At 37.9% G+C, this 20,810-nt stretch carries 10 protein-coding genes; 2 read left to right on the top strand and 8 right to left on the bottom strand.

The genetic code is table 11. The annotated features are described in order from the left end of the window. Positions 1–4 precede the first annotated feature (4 nt). The 5 genes from BFL47_RS16975 to BFL47_RS16960 form a co-directional block, all read right to left on the bottom strand. Positions 5–2,929 carry a SusC/RagA family TonB-linked outer membrane protein gene (locus BFL47_RS16975; protein WP_069660990.1) on the bottom strand — a complete coding sequence of 975 codons (2,925 nt, stop codon included), beginning with the start codon at positions 2,927–2,929 and terminating at the stop codon, positions 5–7. A gap of 31 nt (positions 2,930–2,960) precedes the next feature. Further along, the gene (locus tag BFL47_RS16970; RefSeq protein ID WP_069660989.1) at positions 2,961–4,853 is read right to left on the bottom strand and encodes a RagB/SusD family nutrient uptake outer membrane protein; all 1,893 of its coding nucleotides are present in this window, start codon (positions 4,851–4,853) and stop codon (positions 2,961–2,963) included. 10 nt (positions 4,854–4,863) lie between these two features. Further along, on the bottom strand, positions 4,864–8,046 hold the full coding sequence (locus BFL47_RS16965) for a SusC/RagA family TonB-linked outer membrane protein (protein WP_211480977.1): 3,183 nt from the start codon (positions 8,044–8,046) through the stop codon (positions 4,864–4,866). A 235-nt stretch (positions 8,047–8,281) separates the two neighbouring features. Beyond that, the gene (locus tag BFL47_RS20395) at positions 8,282–8,413 is read right to left on the bottom strand and encodes a hypothetical protein (RefSeq protein ID WP_262482895.1); all 132 of its coding nucleotides are present in this window, start codon (positions 8,411–8,413) and stop codon (positions 8,282–8,284) included. A gap of 404 nt (positions 8,414–8,817) precedes the next feature. After that, entirely contained in the window at positions 8,818–12,939 is a 4,122-nt protein-coding gene (locus BFL47_RS16960) for a hybrid sensor histidine kinase/response regulator transcription factor (RefSeq protein WP_069660988.1), read from the bottom strand. Positions 12,940–13,424: 485 nt separating this feature from the next. Here BFL47_RS16960 and BFL47_RS16955 point away from each other — a divergent pair, with 485 nt between their 5' ends. Then, positions 13,425–14,516, top strand: a complete 1,092-nt coding sequence (locus BFL47_RS16955; RefSeq protein ID WP_083257248.1) for an endo-1,4-beta-xylanase — start codon at positions 13,425–13,427, stop codon at positions 14,514–14,516. Between the two features lie 47 nt (positions 14,517–14,563). Here BFL47_RS16955 and BFL47_RS16950 read toward each other — a convergent pair whose 3' ends face one another. The 3 genes from BFL47_RS16950 to BFL47_RS16940 all read right to left on the bottom strand — a co-directional run bounded on the left by BFL47_RS16950 (position 14,564) and on the right by BFL47_RS16940 (position 18,500). After that, positions 14,564–15,922 (bottom strand): family 43 glycosylhydrolase, encoded by a 1,359-nt coding sequence (locus tag BFL47_RS16950; protein ID WP_245681400.1) that lies wholly within the window; start codon positions 15,920–15,922, stop codon positions 14,564–14,566. Positions 15,923–15,934: 12 nt separating this feature from the next. Continuing rightward, positions 15,935–17,512 carry a glycoside hydrolase family 43 protein gene (locus BFL47_RS16945; RefSeq protein WP_083257247.1) on the bottom strand — a complete coding sequence of 526 codons (1,578 nt, stop codon included), beginning with the start codon at positions 17,510–17,512 and terminating at the stop codon, positions 15,935–15,937. Positions 17,513–17,648: 136 nt separating this feature from the next. Continuing rightward, positions 17,649–18,500 (bottom strand): sialate O-acetylesterase, encoded by an 852-nt coding sequence (locus BFL47_RS16940; RefSeq protein WP_069660986.1) that lies wholly within the window; start codon positions 18,498–18,500, stop codon positions 17,649–17,651. A gap of 560 nt (positions 18,501–19,060) precedes the next feature. Between BFL47_RS16940 and BFL47_RS16935 the strand changes: the two genes are divergently transcribed. Then, a complete protein-coding gene (locus BFL47_RS16935; RefSeq protein WP_245681399.1) occupies positions 19,061–20,755 on the top strand; it encodes a glycoside hydrolase family 43 protein in 1,695 nt (564 codons plus the stop codon). Positions 20,756–20,810: the final 55 nt, after the last annotated feature.

Raw genomic sequence — 20,810 nt, 5'->3', positions numbered from 1 at the left:
CCTGTTAAAACAATGCTTTAACACCTAGGTTAAAAAAGCGGGTTTGGGGAGCCTGATTTACATTTAACTCCATTGTCTCTCTTTCTTTAGAAAAGGTCAGCAAATTGAATCCGTTGACGTAAGTTCCAAGTTCCCGAACAAAACCTTTTCCCAAAATACGGGTAGGGAATTGATAAGATAATTGCACTTTCGCAAGATCAAAGCGGTTACTGCTATATATCCAAAAATCAGAAGTCCGAAAATTATTGTCACTATTAGAGGTGGTCAATCTTGGATAAGTAGCCGTATTTTTAGTTTCTTCTGTCCAACGATCACGTACCTCAATAGAATATTTATCTTCGCCATCGATCCAGAAATAAGAGTTGTTCTTGATTGCGTTACCACCAAAACGGCCAGTTCCTAGAGCAAAAAGAGTCAGGCTCTTCCATTTTGCAGTAAAATTGATACCTAATGTCATCGGAGCACTTGACCCTCTTCCTAGATTAACTTCATCCCTGGTATCAATTACACCATCGGCGTTTTGATCTTTGTATTTAATATCACCAGGCATGACATCACCGAATGATTGCGTAGGAGAGTTAGCAATGTCTGCTTGATCCATAAAAAACCCTTCATTTTGTAAGCCCCAAATTGCATCCAGAGACTGGCCAGCTCTATTTTGATATCCAAACTCGTAAAACTCTGCTCGTTTAGATGCGGTTGCTTCAAAATATGTACCTGTAACCCCTAGAGACCAGAATAGATTTCCTGACTTTTTATTCAAGTTCACACTAAAGTCCAAACCTTTTCTTTCATCATCATTGTAATTGATGAAAGGAATATCAGAATACACGGGAAACCCAGTAGTAAAGTAATTTGGATAGGTAACCGTTGTAGGCTGCACTACATTTCCAGTGGTTTTATTATAGAAAACTGAACCACTAAAAGAAAGGAGATTCTTAAACAAGGACCCGTCCACCCCAGCGTTAATTTCTTTTCTTTGCGGATAATTAAGGTCTGGATTGTCCCCACGTCTACGATCAAAAGTGTGCACCAAACTACCATCACGCCAGCTGTACCATGCGGCATCATTGTAGGTGTAATAACCCTGATATAAATAGTAATTATTAATATCCAGATCGGTATTTAAGATTCCCGCTGAAACAGTAAATTTCAAATCATCAATAGCTGATATTTTAGACATGAAACCCTCCTTACTAACTCTCCAGCCTAAAGATAATGTTGGAGAAATGCCCATACGATTTTTGGCTGGCAGTTTAGCAGAATGAACTGCAGCACCACTGAAATCAACATAATATTTGTTAGATAAATTATATCCAAGTTGTAAACCTAAATTAGCGTTACTTGTGTTATGATATAACTGAGCTTCACCCAATTGAAATCCGTTTGCAATCAGCATGGCAGAAATATTATGCTTTTGATTGAATGATTTAATATAATTAAGCTGCCCTGAAAACGCTACCGTCCTACGATAAGTACTTCCGCTAATATTTTGAACACCAGATGTGGCATCCTCACCGTATTTTGTTAAATTACTAATCTGATCTATGCCTGAATAGTCATTCCAAGACGCCTGATAGACCGCATACCTGTTATTGTATGTTTGAAGAAAGGAAGTGGAATAATCCACAGCCATCATAGTCTTAAATGTTAATCCGTCTATAAAACTATTCAAATCAAAGTTAATGCCGGTATTAAACTGAAACTGACGGTTAATGGTCTTGTTATACCCACCCGCATAAATATTTGCAAAGGAGTTCGTTTGGTCTAATTGACTTCCACCCAACAGATATTTTCCGTCAATTAAATTACTACTATTATTCACATAGGTCAAAGACGACTCATCAGTACCTTCAATCATATCAATGGGCACCAAAGGAGAGAATCTATAAGGACGAATGCTAGCAGCACTAGCCCAATAATCAGTATTTACACCCTTACCTGTGTAGAAACTAACTGAAGCATCTACATTTAAGGAAATGATCTTATTTAAATTAACATCAATATTACCTCTGACATTAAACCTGTTAGATCCACTATTATCAACTGCCTCACCAAAATTCAATAATGAACCTGCTGACCAATAACCTAAATTGGTATAATAGCGTGCTTTTTCATTACCTCCTGAAATTTCGGCAGTAAGATCGTAACGGTTATAACTATCATTTAAATATTCAGAAGAGTAATAATCCACATTTGGATACCGATATGGATTTAAGCCGGAAGCGTGATTATATATTGTTTCTCCACTATAAAGAGCTGGCAAACCGTCATTTTGCCTGGCTTCGTTATATAGTGTCATATATTCTGCTGACCCTAAAAATTTCGGATACGCTTTAGGTGTATTTACTCCCGCGTTAGCGCGAATATTAACAGTTTGTGTAGAACTAGTTCCTCTTTTAGTGGTAATATAAATTACCCCCTTAGCGGCCCTGCTTCCGTAAAGAGCCACTGCTGCAACTCCCTTTAACACTGTAATTTGATCAATTTCTGTAGGCATCACAGTATTGGCATCTCGAGGAACACCATCTACCAAAACTAAATAACTACTCATACCCCAAATATTTCCGTTGAAACCTGGAGCCAATGCTTCCAGATTCTCCAGACTACTTGTGGCATAGTTTCTCTCCATCAGTTCTGAAAAATTCAGTACAGAAACTCCGCCCAAGATATCCTGTTTGTTAATTTTTCTGAACGCCACTTGAACCAATGCCGAATCATCCATTTGCAATGATTCATCTGATTTTTGAGTAGAATCCGGAACCAATTTTCTAGAATTGGGTACTTTTTTATCAATACCAGGATTAATCGTGCGAATGCTTCCAGTATTGCTATATACATTTACTTTAATAGCTAATTTTGCCGAACTGATTGCAGGTATCCCCATTAAGGTTAAGCAGAATACTATTCCTATTTTTATTTGCTTCATTATTTTCGATTTACATTAGTTTAACTACCTGTTACCAACCAGGATTTTGAGGAAACTCCAGATACATATTTACATCGGCATTTTTTAACGGCAACCAGTAATGTTTTTTGGTGAATCTACGTTCCAGTATAGTTACCTCCCTTAAATTGACTACCCTGTTCAATGTGGGATCAGTAGTGTTAAATGTACCTGCTCTATTAAACTCAATAGATTTTTTTAGGGTATAAGGGCTCTCTGTTAATAAAAGCCACCGTCTCAGATCGTTAAAACGAAGTCCCTCAAAAGCTAGTTCTACAGCTCTTTCTCTTCTCAGTTCACCTAAAAATAAATTCGTTGAACCGAGAAACTTAGTGGCCACAGGACTTACACCAGCTCTGGCGCGAATAACATTAACTGCATCCGCAGCTGTTTTTGCAAAAGTAGGATCCTTTCCAAGAGCTGAATTATATCCCATTAGTGCTGATTCCGCATACATCAAATAGACATCTGATAATCGCATATAAGGAACATAAATATGTAAGTTATTACCGTAGCTGTATCCGTTATCATATTTATTAGCAGTAATTGGAATAAACTTACGAAGCACATAACCTGTACGACTACCAGAGGATACATTCCTATAACTGCCTCCTGTAAATAAGTTTGAATAACGGTTAGTTTCCTCTTTTGGATCTGGAATACTTCCCTGAACGAATTTCACACCATCATAAACGATATCGTTATAAAAACGAGGGTCACGATTTTTCCATGGATATTCAGGGTCATAAGACGACTCGGCATCAGCTTTAGTTGGATCTGTAATAGGTAGCCCATTAGCCATTCCATAATTATCTACATAATTGGCAGTTGGAACAAACTTAAGATCACCTTCAGAAATAATAACAGGTGTATACTGTTTACTTGTACCCCAATTCGAACTATTTGCGCTCATGTAGGGACCTCGGAATATCGCCTCAGTACTTCCAGGTAAAGCCCAGTTTTGTCCTGTGGTATAAAAATTCAAATGATAATCCTTAAAATCAACTAATTTGTAAGGAGTCTCACCGCTTTCTGTTAGTTTTAACAACTCAGCAAAAGCCGTTGCAGCTTTTTTGCAATACTCAACATTGTATGTGGCACTACCAGTTGACTCCTCATTCATTAAAGGACTTCCAGCCCAAAGGTAATTTTTGCCTAAATAAGCCAGTGCCATGATTTTGTTAATCCTTAACTGATTTTTTCCCAGGGTCCTTCTACCTGCTACAGTATTGTCCCAATTAACAGGAAGAAGATCAGCAGCAGCTCTAAAATCTGCAGCTGCTTTATCTGCACATTCATGATAACTAAGCCGAGGCAATCTTAACGGTTCAGCACTAGGCAGAACTGTTTCAATATAAGGCAATCCTCCAAAATATTCCATGAGGCGATGATGAAACCAACCTCTGAAAAACAACAGTTGCCCTTTTATCAGATTCCTTTCTTCGTCAGTTGCGTCGGTCATTAAATTCATATTAGCTAAGCCAATGTTAACTTTACGCAAACCGTACCATGAAGCATTCCATAAGTCTCTGTAGGCCCTGTCGCCAGATGTGCCGGTTGTAAAATCGGGCTGATCCATCCATCCTGCTCCCCAACCATCAGACTGTGACTGCCAACCCCAAAAGTTGCCATCATCGATCTTATTTACAAAATGAAAAGTACCAGCTGTAGAAGGTATTTCATCTTCTCCCCAATTAAAGGAGTTAGTCCAATAATTATTACTAAAGTTGACAATGCAGTTGTATAACTCTTCGTTATATCCCTGAAAATTAACAAAGTTTTTAAAAGCTTCTTTTTCTGATATTATAGAATCATCTGCTTTATCCAGATATTTTTCACAGGAAGTTAAGCTAAAGCATGCCCAAAAAATGTTGAAACATACAATGAATTTGATATATTTTTTCATAAGAATAGCGTTAAAAAGTAATGTTAGCACCTAAATTATACCGCTTTACTGTTGGATATGCTCCTTGAGAAGCCCATCCTGTACCAGCAAAGTTAGATTCCCTGTCGTCTGGCATTTTGGACCAAACAAGAAGATTGTTACCATTCAAGTAGATCCTCATACTAGCAAGACCAATCGATTTAATAAATTTTGAATTCGTAGTAAAGGTGTAGGCTATTTCTGCATTTTTTAATCTTAGATAAGAACCATCATACATAAATCTGTTACCAGCAGTGTAGCCACTTGGTGTAGATAACCAACGAGGCAGAGGTACATCACCATTTGTATTCGTTTTAGACCAGTATGAGCCTTCATCATATACTAAATGACTTTGGCTGGATAAACTTCCGAATACAACCTGACGAGTAACATTATTTACCCCATATATCTGAACAAACGCACTAAAACCTTTCCAGTCATAACCTAAAGTTGCATTAAAGGTATGCTGCGGTACTGATGGATAAGCATAAGGTATATTATCTTTCGTATCAATTACACCATCACCATTATAGTCGATAATGTTGTAATTTCCTGGAAGCTTTTGATCATCTCCAGCGTCATGAATCGTACTAGCATACAATTCGTCCCAGGTATTATAATAACCGGCACCCACATATGAGTAGTTTTGACTAATCTGCTTACCTTCTGGTTGCTGATATTCAGGAAATAAATCAGGACTATCAGCCTCAATTACTTTGTCTTTAGCTTGCGTATAATTGAAGTTTGCCCAAAGCCTTGAATTTGTATTAAGCTGTTTGGTAAATGCCAACTCTAACTCATATCCTTGGTTTTCAACAGCTCCTAAGTTTGCAACGGGAGCGTCAACACCAAAATAGGAAGGGATTGCCCTGTTAGCGCCCGTAATAAGAACATCTGTTCTACTGTCTTTGAAGATATCAACTTTACCGGAAACCAAGCCTTTAAAAAAGCTAAAATCTATACCGTAGTTAGTCTTTTTTACCTTTTCCCAACGCACGTTGGGGTTTCCTAACACATTTTCCTTATACCATATATAAGGACTTGTTTCCGAACCTTCTCCTGTTACACCTAATGGAGTTTGTCCTCCATATACCCATTGGGTTAGGTAAAGCCATCTTCCATAAACATTATCATCACCAATAGCTCCGTAGGATGCTCTAAGTTTCAACATATCAATAAAAGGGAGGGACTTCATAAACTTTTCTTCTGTGACCATCCATCCGATACCACCTGAAGAGAAAAATGCAAAACGGTTTGCAGGACCAAATTTCTCAGAGCCGTTATAAGCTCCATTGTATTCAATCATGTATTTATTAGCATAATTGTATGTAGTACGGAAAACCCAGTCCTCACGATAACTTGGAATCTCACTTCCTATCGCATTTTCATTACGATTAAAGAGTCCCATAGCTGTAAGATTATGCTTATCACCCAAGGTTTTTGAGTAGTTCAATTGCGCCTGGTAGAAAAGCTTACGTTGAGTTAAATTATTTTGTATTGCTCCAGGGCTGGTTGTCCAGTTAATACCTTCTTGAAAATCAAACCTATTCGTGGCATCGAAAGCCTGTTGATAGGTTACCAGACCAGTCTCAGGGTCTATCCATTTACTTTGAGAGTTATTATATAAATCATTCACCCCTCTATCGCCTTCTACAAATGTATTATCGAGTGCAATGGTTCCCCTAAAATTAAGTCCTTTGACCAGCTTACTTAAATCCTGATCTAACGTAAAATCGGTTGTTATTCGATTCGTTGTAGTAAACTCAACTCCACTAAGCGCTAATATTTGCGCTGAATTTAAACCACGCTGTACATTTGGCGCATGATAACCCCATGTACCATCTGCATATTGAGGTATAAATACGTCTGGTGCTGTAGAATAGGCAGAAATCCAATAGGAATAGTCATTACTTGAAGATCCCCATGGATTTTTCTTTACACCACTAGATCCTGATAAATTTACTTTGAAAAGCGTGGAGGAAGTTAATTGAAAATCTAAGTTGCTTCTTACATTCAAACGCTTAAAACCATAACCAGGATCATATCCACGGTTATTCGTAAATTGCTTGAACAAATCTCCTTCATTCAAATAATCTGCACTGGCAAAATATTTGACTAATTTTGTTCCCCCTGCGATATTCAAGTTAGCATTATGAGACATTGCATAGTCTTTGAATAAAACTTTATCCCAATCCACATTTGGATAACGTTCAGACTCATCCACATTTGCTGGAAAACGATATTTGTCTATCGTTGCCTGTGGAAGATAGTCATTCCAACTCTCGGGCTTAATTCCCAATTCGTATTCGATAACTTTATTTCGAATGGATAAAGCATCGTAAGAATCATATTTCCCTGGCAACTGGGAAGGCACCTTAACTGTATTATTGACTGTTCCCCTAATAGAAGCTTTGCCATCACGCCCCCTTTTAGTTGTTATAAGTATTACGCCATTGGCACCCCTTACTCCGAAAACGGCAGTAGCGGATGCATCTTTAAGAACGGATATGGTCTCAACTGAACTTATATCCACGCTACTCATCGGCCTTTCAATACCGTCAACTAAAATTAAAGGTTCTGTATTGTTCCAGGTACTTCTCCCTCTTATTACTATTTGAGGATCTTCTTCACCTGGCATTCCTGTACTGGATGTAGTAACTACTCCCGGGACATTACCTGTTAATGCAGCTCCAATATTTGATACACCACCTGCTCGCTCAAGTACCTTTCCTGTAGTTTGTGTTATGGCAGCTACAACACTTTCTTTCTTTTGTGTTCCGTATCCTACAATAACTACTTCTTTCAGATTAGCAACATCATCTCTAAGAATTACTCTAACACTTGTTTTTCCCCTTATGTTAGTTTCCTGACTGATCATCCCAAGGTAAGAAACAACAAGAGTCTCCCCTGTTGCTGGCACCTGTATCGAAAATTCCCCTTTGGCATTGGTTGAAAGGCGGACATTGGTACCTTTGATGGAGACTGTTGCTCCAATAACTGTATTCTGTTGCTGATCAACAACAGTCCCCTTCAAGACACGACTTGTCTGACCAAACACTACAGTATTTGTCAGCAAGGAAATGATCATTAAAGTAAGGCAAATTTTTATTAACTGACGTCTCCAGTCGTAATTGCTGTAAGGTGTGTCATCATACACTATGGTATTATTTTCCATTATTTAAAAAGGGTTTAAAGAAATAGAAATTAGTTTTTTGTTCGTTTGATCCTTTGTATTCCAGAGGACAGAATTGCTTAGTTGTTCCCAAAAGAGTGTATAGCTATTTTCAAGGAAAATGACTATTTTCTTTCGTTAATATAGATTGTTTGTTAGCATTATATAATTAGGTATGACCTCTTTCATGGCCAGAATCTAATAGATTGAGCCAATTGGCTCAAGTCTGGTGCCCATCCTATTCATTGAACAACACAACCATTTTTAGATTTTTTTCTGCCCGGTAATCACCAGAAGAATGAAGAGCTGAAAGGAACGAACACATCCTTTCATTCAGGAAATAAACCCGTCTTTGTAAAATTTTTAGCATGATAGTTTAAATTTGGTTATAATAAAATAATATTCTTGAATGCAAATTTTAAATTGGTTTAATCTTTCAGTTCCGGTTCATGTTGATTAGTAAAAAATCGTTTAAAGGATCAATATCCGTTGGTTTAAAAATTTCTCACTCTTACATGTAGCAGTTCAGAAGTTAATTCTTAGCTTAATTATCAATTAGTTTTATGATATAAAGGTACTGCCGACCCCTTTTAAAAAAGGGCACAATTGTACAAATTCATGTACAATTTGTTCAAAAAAGCTAGTTTAAAAGGCTATTTGCAAGTTTTAAAACATCTTTATGCCAAGGTTGGCGTAAAGATGAATAGCGGGCATAAAGAGATAATAAAGGCTGGATATGGGATCCAACGATTTTCATACATTACTTGTGCAGATTTATAAAGATTGTTTAACCCCTACCTGCCCCTTGTCGCCTCTTTTTAAATGGACATATTCCGAAGGCAACATATTAAATCTTGTCTTAAATGCTCGTGCAAAATAGTTAGGAGTGGAAAAACCTACAGAGTAGCTTACCTGAGAAATATTCATGTCGCTCTTTTCCAACAATATTGCAGCACGGTCTAATTTCACCGAACGTATAAATTCTACTGGACTTTCTCCTGTAAGCTCCAATATTTTTGTATAAAGTGATCCCCGGCTCATACCAATCTTTCTGCTTAAATCTTCAACAGATAATTGTGAATTATTCAGGTTGGATTCAATATATTGAATTGCTTTGCTTAATAGCTTCTCATTATCTGATTCAATTGTCAATTCAGGGGCAGACATCTTGATTTGCTTGCTGTACGTATTTTTAAACTGCTGATTTAACCGTAATAAATTCCTGATTTTTATATTAAGTATATTAAAATTAAAAGGCTTTGTCATGTAATCATTAGCCCCTGTTTCTAAGCCTAGCACCTGATCTTCTTCTCCTGCTAATGCGGTAAGCAGTAAAACGGGAATATGGCTTGACCTTTTGTCTGACTTAATCTTTTTGCATAATTCTATACCGCTTACCAAGGGCATGCTGATATCGCTGACCACTAACTGAGGATGTGCTGATAAAACTTTTTGCCACCCCTCTTTGCCGTTAGATGCCTCAACTATCTTATAAAACGCTTTTAGATTATCTTTTAAATAAGACCTTAGATCTTCATTATCTTCCACTATAAGGATTACTGGCAACTGCGACGCCACAGCAGAGTTTTCATTCTCAATTTCACTAGAGCTCTCTTCTACAATATCTTCTTCTTTACTATATAATTTAACTTCATCAATATCTTCTATTTCTTTGAATGGAAGCCTAATAACGAATACTGAACCTTCACCAGTTGTACTATCCACCTGAATTGAGCCTCCATGCAGTTTAACAAACTCTCTGGTAATGGATAAACCTATGCCAGTTCCCTTATTCTGAACCGCATCACCCACCTCACTTTGAAAAAAGCGGTCAAAGATTTTATCCTTCTCGCTTGGCTCAATACCTATACCTGTATCACTGAGTGTGATTTTTAATCCTTCCGATTCACTATCTCTATCTAGCATTAGACTTACTTGTCCACCTTTCAAAGTAAATTTAAAAGCATTTGAAAGGAGGTTAAATATCACTCTTTCAATTTTATCACGGTCGAAATAAGTAAAGTAGAATTTTACCGAACTTCTGTATACAAAATCGATGTGCTTTCGTTCCGAAAGATCTTTAAAAGATTCAGCAACATCTCGTACAAAAGCAATAAAGTCCCCTTCTGTAGTATTTAACTGCAGCTCTTTTTCTTCAAGATTTCTAAAGTCAAGCAACTGGTTTACCAAATTTAACAATCTGCGCGCATTACGTCGGATCATGTTTAAGTGGCTTGACTTACTTGTACTCGTCTCTACTTGCAATAACTGCTCCACAGGCCCTACAATCAGCGATATGGGTGTTCTAAACTCGTGGCTAAGGTTGGTGAGAAACTTAATTTTCAGTTCATCCAATTCATGCAAGCGTTCAGCTTCACGACGTTCCTGTTCAATTAACTGCTGCACCTGCAAACGCTCTTGAACCAGTTCGAATTTAGCCCTTAACTTTCGAATGCCACTGTATCGCATATACCACAAGACTGATAACACAAAAATGACGTATAGTGCGTATGCATAATAGGTAAGCCAAAACGGAGGGCGAACGTAGATCTTTATTGATGTTACCGGCGTGCTCCATTCCCCTGCATCGCTAGTAGCTTTAACACGAAACACATAATAACCAGGATCTAGATTAGTGTAAACAGCAGTTGTAACTGAACCCACATTATTCCACTCCTTATCAAAGTTTTCTAACTTATAATGATATCGATTCTCCTGTGGTGAGGTATAATTCAAAGCAGCAAAACTTAATGAAAAGTTCTGTTTATAGTCTAATGTAATTTCTCGGGCAACAGAAATATGCTCGGTAATTTCAGAACTTTCAGATGGTTGAATGCTTTTATTGGAAATCCTTAATTCAGTTAAAACAACTTCTGGTACATTTTTATTTGTGTGTAAATTTTTAGGATTAAAATAATTGAATCCATCTACACCACCGAAAAACAGTTGACCATCTGCGAGTTTCAGTCCTGAGCCTATTACAAATGGACTTCTTTGCAATCCGTTATAATAGGTATAGTTTTTAAACTTCTTGTTTCGAGGATTAAAACTTGAAAGGCCGTTATTAGTACTTACCCAAATAACTCCTGCTGCGTCTTCAAGTATTTTGTAGATAACTCCATTTGATAGACCGTTTTTCACCGAAAATGAAACGAATTCAGCTTTACGAGGGTCATAATAAGCTAGACCTTCTCCGCCCGTTCCTACCCAAACCGTACCGTTTTTAGCCGAACAGATAGTCATTACATTATTGCTGGGCAATTTACTGTTTTCACTTCTCAACATCTTCGAATTGCCAGTAAGCGGATTATAGACGGCAATACCTGCTCCCTTTGATCCAAACCAAATATTTCCGTCTCTGTCTTCCTCAATTGCACGGATGTATCCAGTTAACAGTACCTCCTCGCTCCCCTTTGCCGCTTTATTAAAACGTGCTACAATTTTTTTTTTGGAGTCAAAACAATCGACACCCTGACCGTTTGTTCCTACCCACATATTACCCTGACTGTCCTTTTTCAAACAAAAGATATCATTTCCGCTTAAACTGTTTGGTCCTTTGCCTTTTGTGATTTGCCTAACCTTTCCAGACTTAGAATCAAGAATATATAATCCATTTAAAAAAGTGCCAATCCATACTTCAGAATTCCATTTCTCCATGGCTAAGATAGCAAGGCCCCCACCTTTAGCTGGAGATTTATTGAGTGAAATGGGAGAAAAAAGTCCTGTTTTAATATTAAATAGTCTGATACCGCCACCATCAGTACCTACATAAACACCTTTTCCCTTTACTTCAGCAAAAGAAGTAGCAACATCTGCATTTAAACCAAATGCATCGTAAGGGTTGCTATGTTTTAAGTTAAAAAAGGCTAGGTTTTTATCAAATTTATTAACACCACCTCTAAATGTTGCAACCCAGTAAATTCCATTATTATCGATATAAATTGCTTTCACCGCTTTACCGACCATACTGTACAGATTCCTTGGATTACGGCTAATACGTAAGGCTTCTTTTTTTGATGGGTCGAATATATTTAAGCCTTCCTCTGTTCCTACCCAAATATTCCCACCCTTCTCAAAATCAATGGAATAGATGAAATTACTGCTAAGTGATTTACTATTTGCAGGATCGTGATGATAATTTTGAAAATCCTGACCGTTCGGCAGAAGCATACTTAATCCATTGTCGGTACCTACCCAAATATGCCCTTTATCATCTTCTCCAATTGCACTGATCGAATTGCTGGCAATACTAAATGTGCTGCTAGTATGATAGAAATTCCGAAAAGCTTTGTTCTTACGCATATAAAGTAACAACCCTTTATCGGTAGAGAGCCATATACGGCCTTTACTATCGGAAAAGACTTTCAACACCGGTTGGGATACGATCTTCCTATCCTTTGAATTTTGTGTTTCAATATGGGCTGCCTGACGTGTTTTAGGATCAAATACATAAACACCTGCATATCCAGCCGTCCAGATTTTTCCTGATAAATCACTGCTAATTGAAAGCACAGAATATTTATAATTGGAATAGACATTTTCGAAAGAATCCATCTTTCGATTGTAGAGTACTAAGCCTGCAGTGGTTCCAATCCATAAATTTCCTTTTTTATCTTCGTGAAGATCGAGAACGTCATTTGATGGGATACTGCTAGAGTCGCCAGGACTATGCCTGTATACCACGATTTTGTTGCCGTCAAATTTATTTAAACCATCATCTGTGGCAAACCACATATAACCATAACTGTCTTTAAGAATTGCGGTAATTATATTGGATGACAATCCTTCCCGACTGCTTAGGTTTGTAAAGTTTAGCTCGTTTTCCTGAGAGAAAACCAGGCTTGAACAAGTAAGAAAAAAAATAACAGGTATATATTTAAGTAGTTTTTTAAACATCTTTTATTGGTTAACTTAAGTAATCAGGAACCGGTTGACTTGCGAATCTATCAGGCCCTTAGGTTTAAAACTGATGTTAGAATTACTATAATCCTACTTCCCTTAATCTGATCATACAAATCAAAACAAATACTTAGGTTAAAACTAGTGATTTGATCCATCTTCATAACTAAAATCGAAGATAATTTTTCTGCATGATGCCCGAACTGCTTTAATTGTAAAAATTATAGCATAAATGTTCAAATCAAAAGGACAATAGCCATTAATGTCCTGCTTAAAATACAAAACATTTCATTTGGATTGACAAACAACCGAATTTAAATGAAGAGCCCATTGACATAAGCGAAATAATTTTTCGCAAAAAAAACAGTAAACTTTCAACGAATTAAACTATTTTAAACATAAGTATCTTTAATATATTCAAACAAATCATTCTAATAATTGGAGTACCTGTAGTTTTATGTGAAATCTAAAATTCATTGAAAATGAAAAGACACACAGCAAAATTTATGCTTGCGCTCTCGTTTATTGCAGTAGTATTACTTGCAGCACGACCCGATCCAATTAAGGAAAAAGCAAAAGGACTAAAAGATTACTACAGTAAATTTTTTTCGATCGGAGTTGCAATAAGGCCAACTGACCCTAGCAATCACGACCAAAGAACCTTAATTCTAAGTGAATTCAATAGTATCACTCCCGAAAATGCGATGAAGATGGGACCTATTCATCCCCAGGAAAATACCTATTTCTGGAGAGATGCAGATTCAATCGTAGCCTTCGGAGTTCAGAATAAAATAAAAGTCAGGGGACATACATTATGCTGGCATGCCCAGACTCCTGACTGGCTATTTGTTGATTCAGCAGGAAAAGATGTTAGTAAGAAAGTACTCCTGCAACGCCTGAAAAGTCATATCAACACTGTTGTATCGCGCTATAAGGGAAAAGTATATGCCTGGGATGTGGTTAACGAAGTAATTGCTGATGATTCTACCTACTTCCGTAAAACAAAATGGTCTGAAATTACCGGTGAAGATTTTGTTGAGAAAGCATTTGAATACGCTCATGAGGCCGATCCTAAAGCAATACTCTTTTATAATGATTACAATACAGAGATCCCTGCGAAAAGAGAAAAGATTTACCGTATGCTGAAGAACTTGCTAGCCAAAGGAGTTCCTATCCATGGCGTAGGTCTGCAGGCTCATTGGTCAATAAATACACCTTCACGTGAAGAATTGGAAAAATCGATCCAATTGTTCTCATCACTTGGTTTACAGATCCAATTTACTGAACTTGATATTTCTGTTTATACGGGCAGACAGGGCGGGCAGATGATCCAGGGACAAGGTCAAATGCAAGCTGCTGTTTTTACCCCTGAAATGGAACAAAAACAACTGGAAAAATATAAAATGATATTTGAGGTGTTTCGTAAATACCCTAAAGAAATAACAGGGGTAACATTCTGGAATCTTTCCGACAAGTATTCATGGTTAGATGGCAGAGGCAGAAAGAACTTTCCTTTGTTATTTGATACCAATCTAAAACCTAAAAAGGCTTATTGGGAAGTAGTAAAGTTTTAATAAAAGAGTAGAACCAAGGGAAATTACTTGGTTCTACTCTTTTATTTTTATTTTTCAAACCGAATCCAGTCAACCGAGACAGGATCAGCACTTTTCAACACGACAAACAGGTCATGTACTCCACGCAAAACGCTGGCTTTTGATGACGTTACCAGCTTCCAGTCGGTCGAACTACCAATGTTCACTTTATCTATCAATGGACCGTCAATTTTGTTCACTCTGATTTCGAGTACAGCTCCCTGTGCAGACCATGCCCTGACATGTAGCTTTTTTAACTTACTTACACTAAAATCAACCGCATTATATCTAATCCAGGCATCACTTTGAGCTAAAGTTGCTTTCCAACCCATCATCCGGTTGGCGGTATCCAAAAAGTCAACTTTTACACCATTCCGACTCAAATCACTATATCTGTCCAATTGAATTTCCTTCAATGCACTACTCAATCCGATCCCCCTAAGTGTAGGAATTACTTTACGTATAGTTCCATCCGTATTAAATAATAAGCTATCTGCCCGAATAGACCTATTCTTATCGAAGTTCGGCGAAAGGTCATTATGATGATAAAACAAATACCATTGTTTTTTAAAATTAACAATGGAATGATGATTCGTCCAACAGCCAGTTGAAGATTCATCCATAATCACCCCTGCCTTTCTAAATGGACCTAATGGATTATCACCAATAGCATACTCCAGTCTTTCAATCTTATTTTGTACGTGCGGATAAGTCATATAATATTTCCCATTTCGCTCAAACACATAAGGCCCTTCTTTCAATCCTTCACTAGGTAATTCCTGAAGTATAACAGGATCTGAAGCCAGCTCCAGCATATTTTCCTTTAGTTTTGCCCCATAAATATTTCCTTGCGACCAATAAAGATAGGCCTGTCCATCTTTATCTATAAACACATTGGGGTCTATACCCTGAACCTTCTTGATGGGTTCCGATTGAGGAACAAATGGCCCAATGGGAGTATCAGATACTGCCACCCCAATAGAAAAACCCTTTCCATTAGCTACGGTATCCCTTGCTCTTGAAGGAAAATAGAAATAATATTTTCCATTTCTGGAGATACAGTCCGGAGCCCACATACTATATCCTGCCGGATCAACCCAGGGCACTTTATCCTGACTTACTATCACGCCGTGATCTTTCCAGTCTGTGAGGTTTGACGAGGAGAAAACATGATAGTCTTCCATACAAAACCAGCCAATACGGCCTTTTCCTTCCGTGCACAAAATATCGTGCGAGGGGTATATGTATACCCGATCGCCAAAAACGCGAGCTGAAGGATCAGCGGTATATTGATTAGTGATTAATGGGTTTTGAGCGTAACCGCTCCTGGCGAGACTAAAAACCAGGATTACAAATAAAATCTTTTTTAATAAAGGTTGTATCATCATTCGTTAGTTGATTTATTTCAAAGCTGTAATTTTATCACTTACACGGAAGAAATCAAAGTCTACATAACCCCCTGCGATTTTCGTTGCATAATTAAATAAGCCAAACCGATAACCCATAAAATGAGGCAAAGTATAAGACATCTGCAGGGATGAGCCTATTCGTTCCCATGTTGTACCATCTAAACTGTAATAGAAATAAGCTTTGTCCGTACGATCATTAAAATCGCAATCTGCCTTTAAATAAACTTTTTTCTGAGAGACAGGAACACTTTTAACCTCTTCCGGAACACCGGATGAGGCATTGATCATCACAATAGATTTTGATCCAGCATCTACTTTAATACCTACCCATCCATACTTTTTTTGTAAAAGAAGAAGACCGGCACGATCGCCATCTTTCATATCTGCGATATCAATTGATGTAATTGCAGAACTTTCAGGACCAAATGCCCGTTGAGTAAGTGTATTCCGTGCAGATAAAATAGAAGTGTCAACACGACCGGTGAGGAGTCTGAGATATCCATTGTGCTGTTTTAAAGACCAGAACCGATCATCGGGATTATGGTTCCATTGCCATGCCAGTGGCAAAGAAGGATCATTTTTTCCTCGATTGAATTCATCAGAGGCAACGATTCCTGAAACAGCATGATTACTTGCAGGCAAATCTAATGTTTCAGGTACTTTTCTATCAATGCCAAGCACGGGCCATTCGTTCTCCCATTTAACAGGCACAAAATAAGGAATGCGACCTACGGCACCAAAATCCCGGAATAAATAGGCAAACCATTCCCCTTTCGGTGTACTGATCAGACCGCCCTGTGCAACACCTTTATCCTGGAAAGCTACGCGCCCTTCATACGGACCTGTAATCTTATCTGCCCGATGTATGATTACCGTGCGCATCCCACCAGCCGGCCAACTGATATTGAACAGGTAGTATTTACCCTTTATTTTAAAAAGCTGCGACCCTTCTGCTGGCAGTCCAGCGGTTGCACCTGTAGGTGATGCCGCATTTTCAATAATCACCTGATCTGTGGTCCCTGCTTTGATTCCGGAGAGATCTTTATTCAGTTCCGCTAATCTTAGTTTACCTCCGCCATAAACCATGTAAACTCGTCCGTCATCATCAAAAAACAAAGAATGATCGTGCAGTGAAGGTTTAAAAGAGCTTTTCTTCCAAGGCCCTTTTTCAATATTCTGGGTGCTGTAGATGTACGTTTTCCCTGTGGTGCTTGAAAAAGTGGAAACATAATACGTATTATTATGATAACGAAGACTGCTTGCCCATGAACCCTGCCCATAAGCATTCTTTCCATTATTTAAATTTAACGCATCAACGTCATCGAGAACATCATAGGCATAACTTACCAGATGCCAGTAGACTAAATCCTTTGATTTCATGATTGGGAGGCCTGGACTCATATGCATAGTTGTGCTACTCATATAATAGGTATCTCCAACCCGTATCATGGAAAGGTCGGGTACATCCGCATGAATTATAGGATTACTTACCTTCTGCGCTTGAGAAGTTAAGGAGCAGACAAGCAAAAACAGGCTCAGCAGTGTCAAGTCAATTAATTTCATTTTCATTATTTGATCTCTAAAAGAAAAGTTAGCATTAAAACAAACGGCAATCGCTATTCACAATTTAAGCTCTCAGCAAGCTAAAACAAATAGATTACTATCAATACCTCGAACAGCAAAATGTTTTCAAATAAGTAAAGTGCTATTTAGATGCGTTGGCCTTATACCCCAGTAATGAAAGCATTTCAAGGCCATATCTTGTTCCTAACATCCGGTACCCTTCGGCGTTGAAATGCAAATTATCAGCGGCATCAGGACATCCCGCAGAAGAGATAACATATGAATTAGGAATAGTTTCAGGCAATTTTGCGATGATCGTGTTCATACTTGAGCAAATACCACCCTGATCCGCATTGACTACCTCTCCGGCCAGCAAAGGAACTGACTTCGCATTCAGGTCAAGATCCGATAGCAAATTGTCATAAACACCTTTCACTTTCTGTGGCCATGCAGCATCATTCGTATTTGATTCTCCCTGATGCAACAAAATACCCTTGATCACTCCGCTTTTTTGGGCAATCTTAGCCAGCTCTACCAATCGTCCATAAGGGTTACCGTCGTATTCCTTGATCATTTTTGTCATCCAGGAAGGTGCTGCAGTGACATACGATTCATAATTATTCTTGTCGAACAGCTCGATTTTACAACCGCCGACAGCTACGTTGATGATACCTACTTTAACATTTTTTGGAAGGTTTGCAACAAGGGTACGACCAAAATAATCTGCAGGTGTAATTCCTGTATTACAACGGCTCAATGGAGGAACCGCAGTGTACCAATTATCTTTTGTCCGACCGAGGTTGTCACAATTAACCGCTTCCAAAACCTGGAAACGACTATCTACAATGGTATCCTGTGCCTCGAATTTTGCGTTCCCCTCCATGTTTGATTGCCCAAAACAGAGGAATATATAAAAGTTTTGATCTTGTGCTAACGCATCTTGATTAAATGCCTGAAAGATCAGATAAAGCAAAATAATGCCTAGTTTTTTCATGATTAAGCGTGCTGACAGTTAAGTTCCATATACAATTTATATTAGGCGGCATGAGAATTCAATTTTTCTCAAAACCAATGGTTAGAATGCGGTTAGTTCTAAATACGCAGTCAGTAAAAATGAGTAGAATTTAGCACATGTAGTAGAACAATTGTCCAAATGAATACAAATAATGTTTATACCTTATTAAAAAACATGGAAAATAGTATTAAAACAGGTTCAGCTGGCGTGTTGACTGATTAGCTATGAACTTTGATCTCAAAAGCGATCAACTGAATATTTATCGGTAATCTGGACATTTGTGCTATAAATAGTGCGATTTGTAAGCATCATACAATGACCTTAGAACCATTTTTGTTTCATAGCTTTTAGTACCGAAATTTAACCAGATTATTAAACATAAAGTCGTTCTTGTTGAAGCCGCATATATTGTCATTTTACTTTATACAACCAATAAATTCAAAACAACTATAAACTTAGCAGCCTTAAATGGTATACAATTACTTATGATGAAAGAAAATAAAATAAAGTGTATTATAACTCCAAGAAAACAGATAGTGATGTTATTAATTTCAATGTTACTCTTCTCTTATGCGTCATCGCAGGAAAAAAACAAGGTTCCCAAAAATGCGCCGCTTTTTAATCAATTTACCTATCGGGGAGATGATCGTATCTATAAAGAAAATCCGCTGCAAACCGATGAGTTTTATAACCCCATATTACAAGGATGTTACCCAGACCCAAGTATCACCCGCAAAGGAAACGATTATTACCTGGTGAATTCCTCATTTTCTATGTTCCCCGGAGTACCTATTTTTCATTCAAACGATTTGGTAAACTGGAAACAGATAGGACATGTCCTGGACAGAACTTCGCAATTGAAAGTAGAGAATTCAGGAATATCTGCCGGAATTTATGCGCCAGACATCAAATACAGTGCATATAATGACACCTTTTATATGATAACCACTCAAATTGCCGGTGGCATTGGCAATATGGTAGTAAAAACAAAAGACCCCGCCAAAGGCTGGAGCGACCCAATTAAGCTCCTTTTTGACGGAATAGATCCTTCTATTTTCATCGATGATGATGGCAAGGCTTTTATTCTTCATAATGATGCTCCAGCGAAGGGAAAAGAACTATATCAGGGCCATCGCGTGATCAAAATGTGGGATTACGATCTTCAAAATGATAAAATTATTCCGGGAACGGATAAAATTATTGTGGATGGTGGTACAGACATCTCTCAAAAGCCAATCTGGATTGAAGGACCTCATTTATATAAAAAAAATGGACTCTATTATTTGATGTGTGCAGAAGGAGGCACAGGTGGTTGGCATAGTGAAGTGATTTTTGTAAGCGATAGTCCCAAAGGGCCCTATGTACCGGCTAACAATAATCCTATTCTTACCCAAAGATACTTTCCTGCGAACAGGACTAATAAAGTAGATTGGGCTGGTCATGCAGATTTAGTTGAAGGTCCGGATGGTAAATACTACGGTGTATTCCTGGCTATTCGTCCAAACGAAAAAGGTCAGGTCAACATTGGACGCGAAACCTTTATATTACCTGTGGACTGGACCGGCAAGTACCCGGTATTCGAAAATGGACTTGTACCATTAAAACCGAAGTCAAAAATGCCTGCTGGAGTAAAGAATCAAACCGGACAGAATGGTTTTCTACCAAACGGAAACTTTACTTTCAAGGATAATTTCACATCAAAGAACCTTGATTTCAGATGGATAGGAATAAGAGGCCCTCGCGAAAACTTTATCAGCACAACAAAGAATGGATTGACAATTAATCCATTTCAAAAGAGCCTAAATGCTACAACACCCACCTCTACCCTATTTTACAGGCAACAACATAGCACATTTGATGCAACCGTGAACATAAAATATACTCCTGGATCAGAGAAAGACATGGCAGGTCTGGTTTGCTACCAGAAAGAAACCTTTCATTACGTATTTGGAATAACAAAGAAAGGAAATGACTTCTATCTTGTATTAGCAAGAACGGAAGACGGTAAAACCACGAACATTGCAAGTGAAAAAGTAGATGTTCGCAAACCTATTCGATTGCAGGTAGAAGCACAGGGTGCTGAATACAAGTTCAACTATGCAGTAGATCAGAATGAATTTAAGAATTTAGGAGGAACGGTATCAGGAGATATCCTTTCAACAAATGTTGCGGGTGGTTTTACAGGAAGTCTGATCGGTTTGTATGCAACTTCAGCAAACGACATCCAGCTATAAGAATTAACCTTTCTTGCTAAAAACTTTTACTGTTGTCCGGTAAAAGAAAAAAGGT

The sequence above is a fragment of the Arcticibacter eurypsychrophilus genome (genome assembly GCF_001730525.1).
GTDB lineage: Bacteria > Bacteroidota > Bacteroidia > Sphingobacteriales > Sphingobacteriaceae > Arcticibacter > Arcticibacter eurypsychrophilus.
Note: the sequence above shows the minus strand (reverse complement) of the source record. Positions and strands in the feature narration are given on the sequence as shown.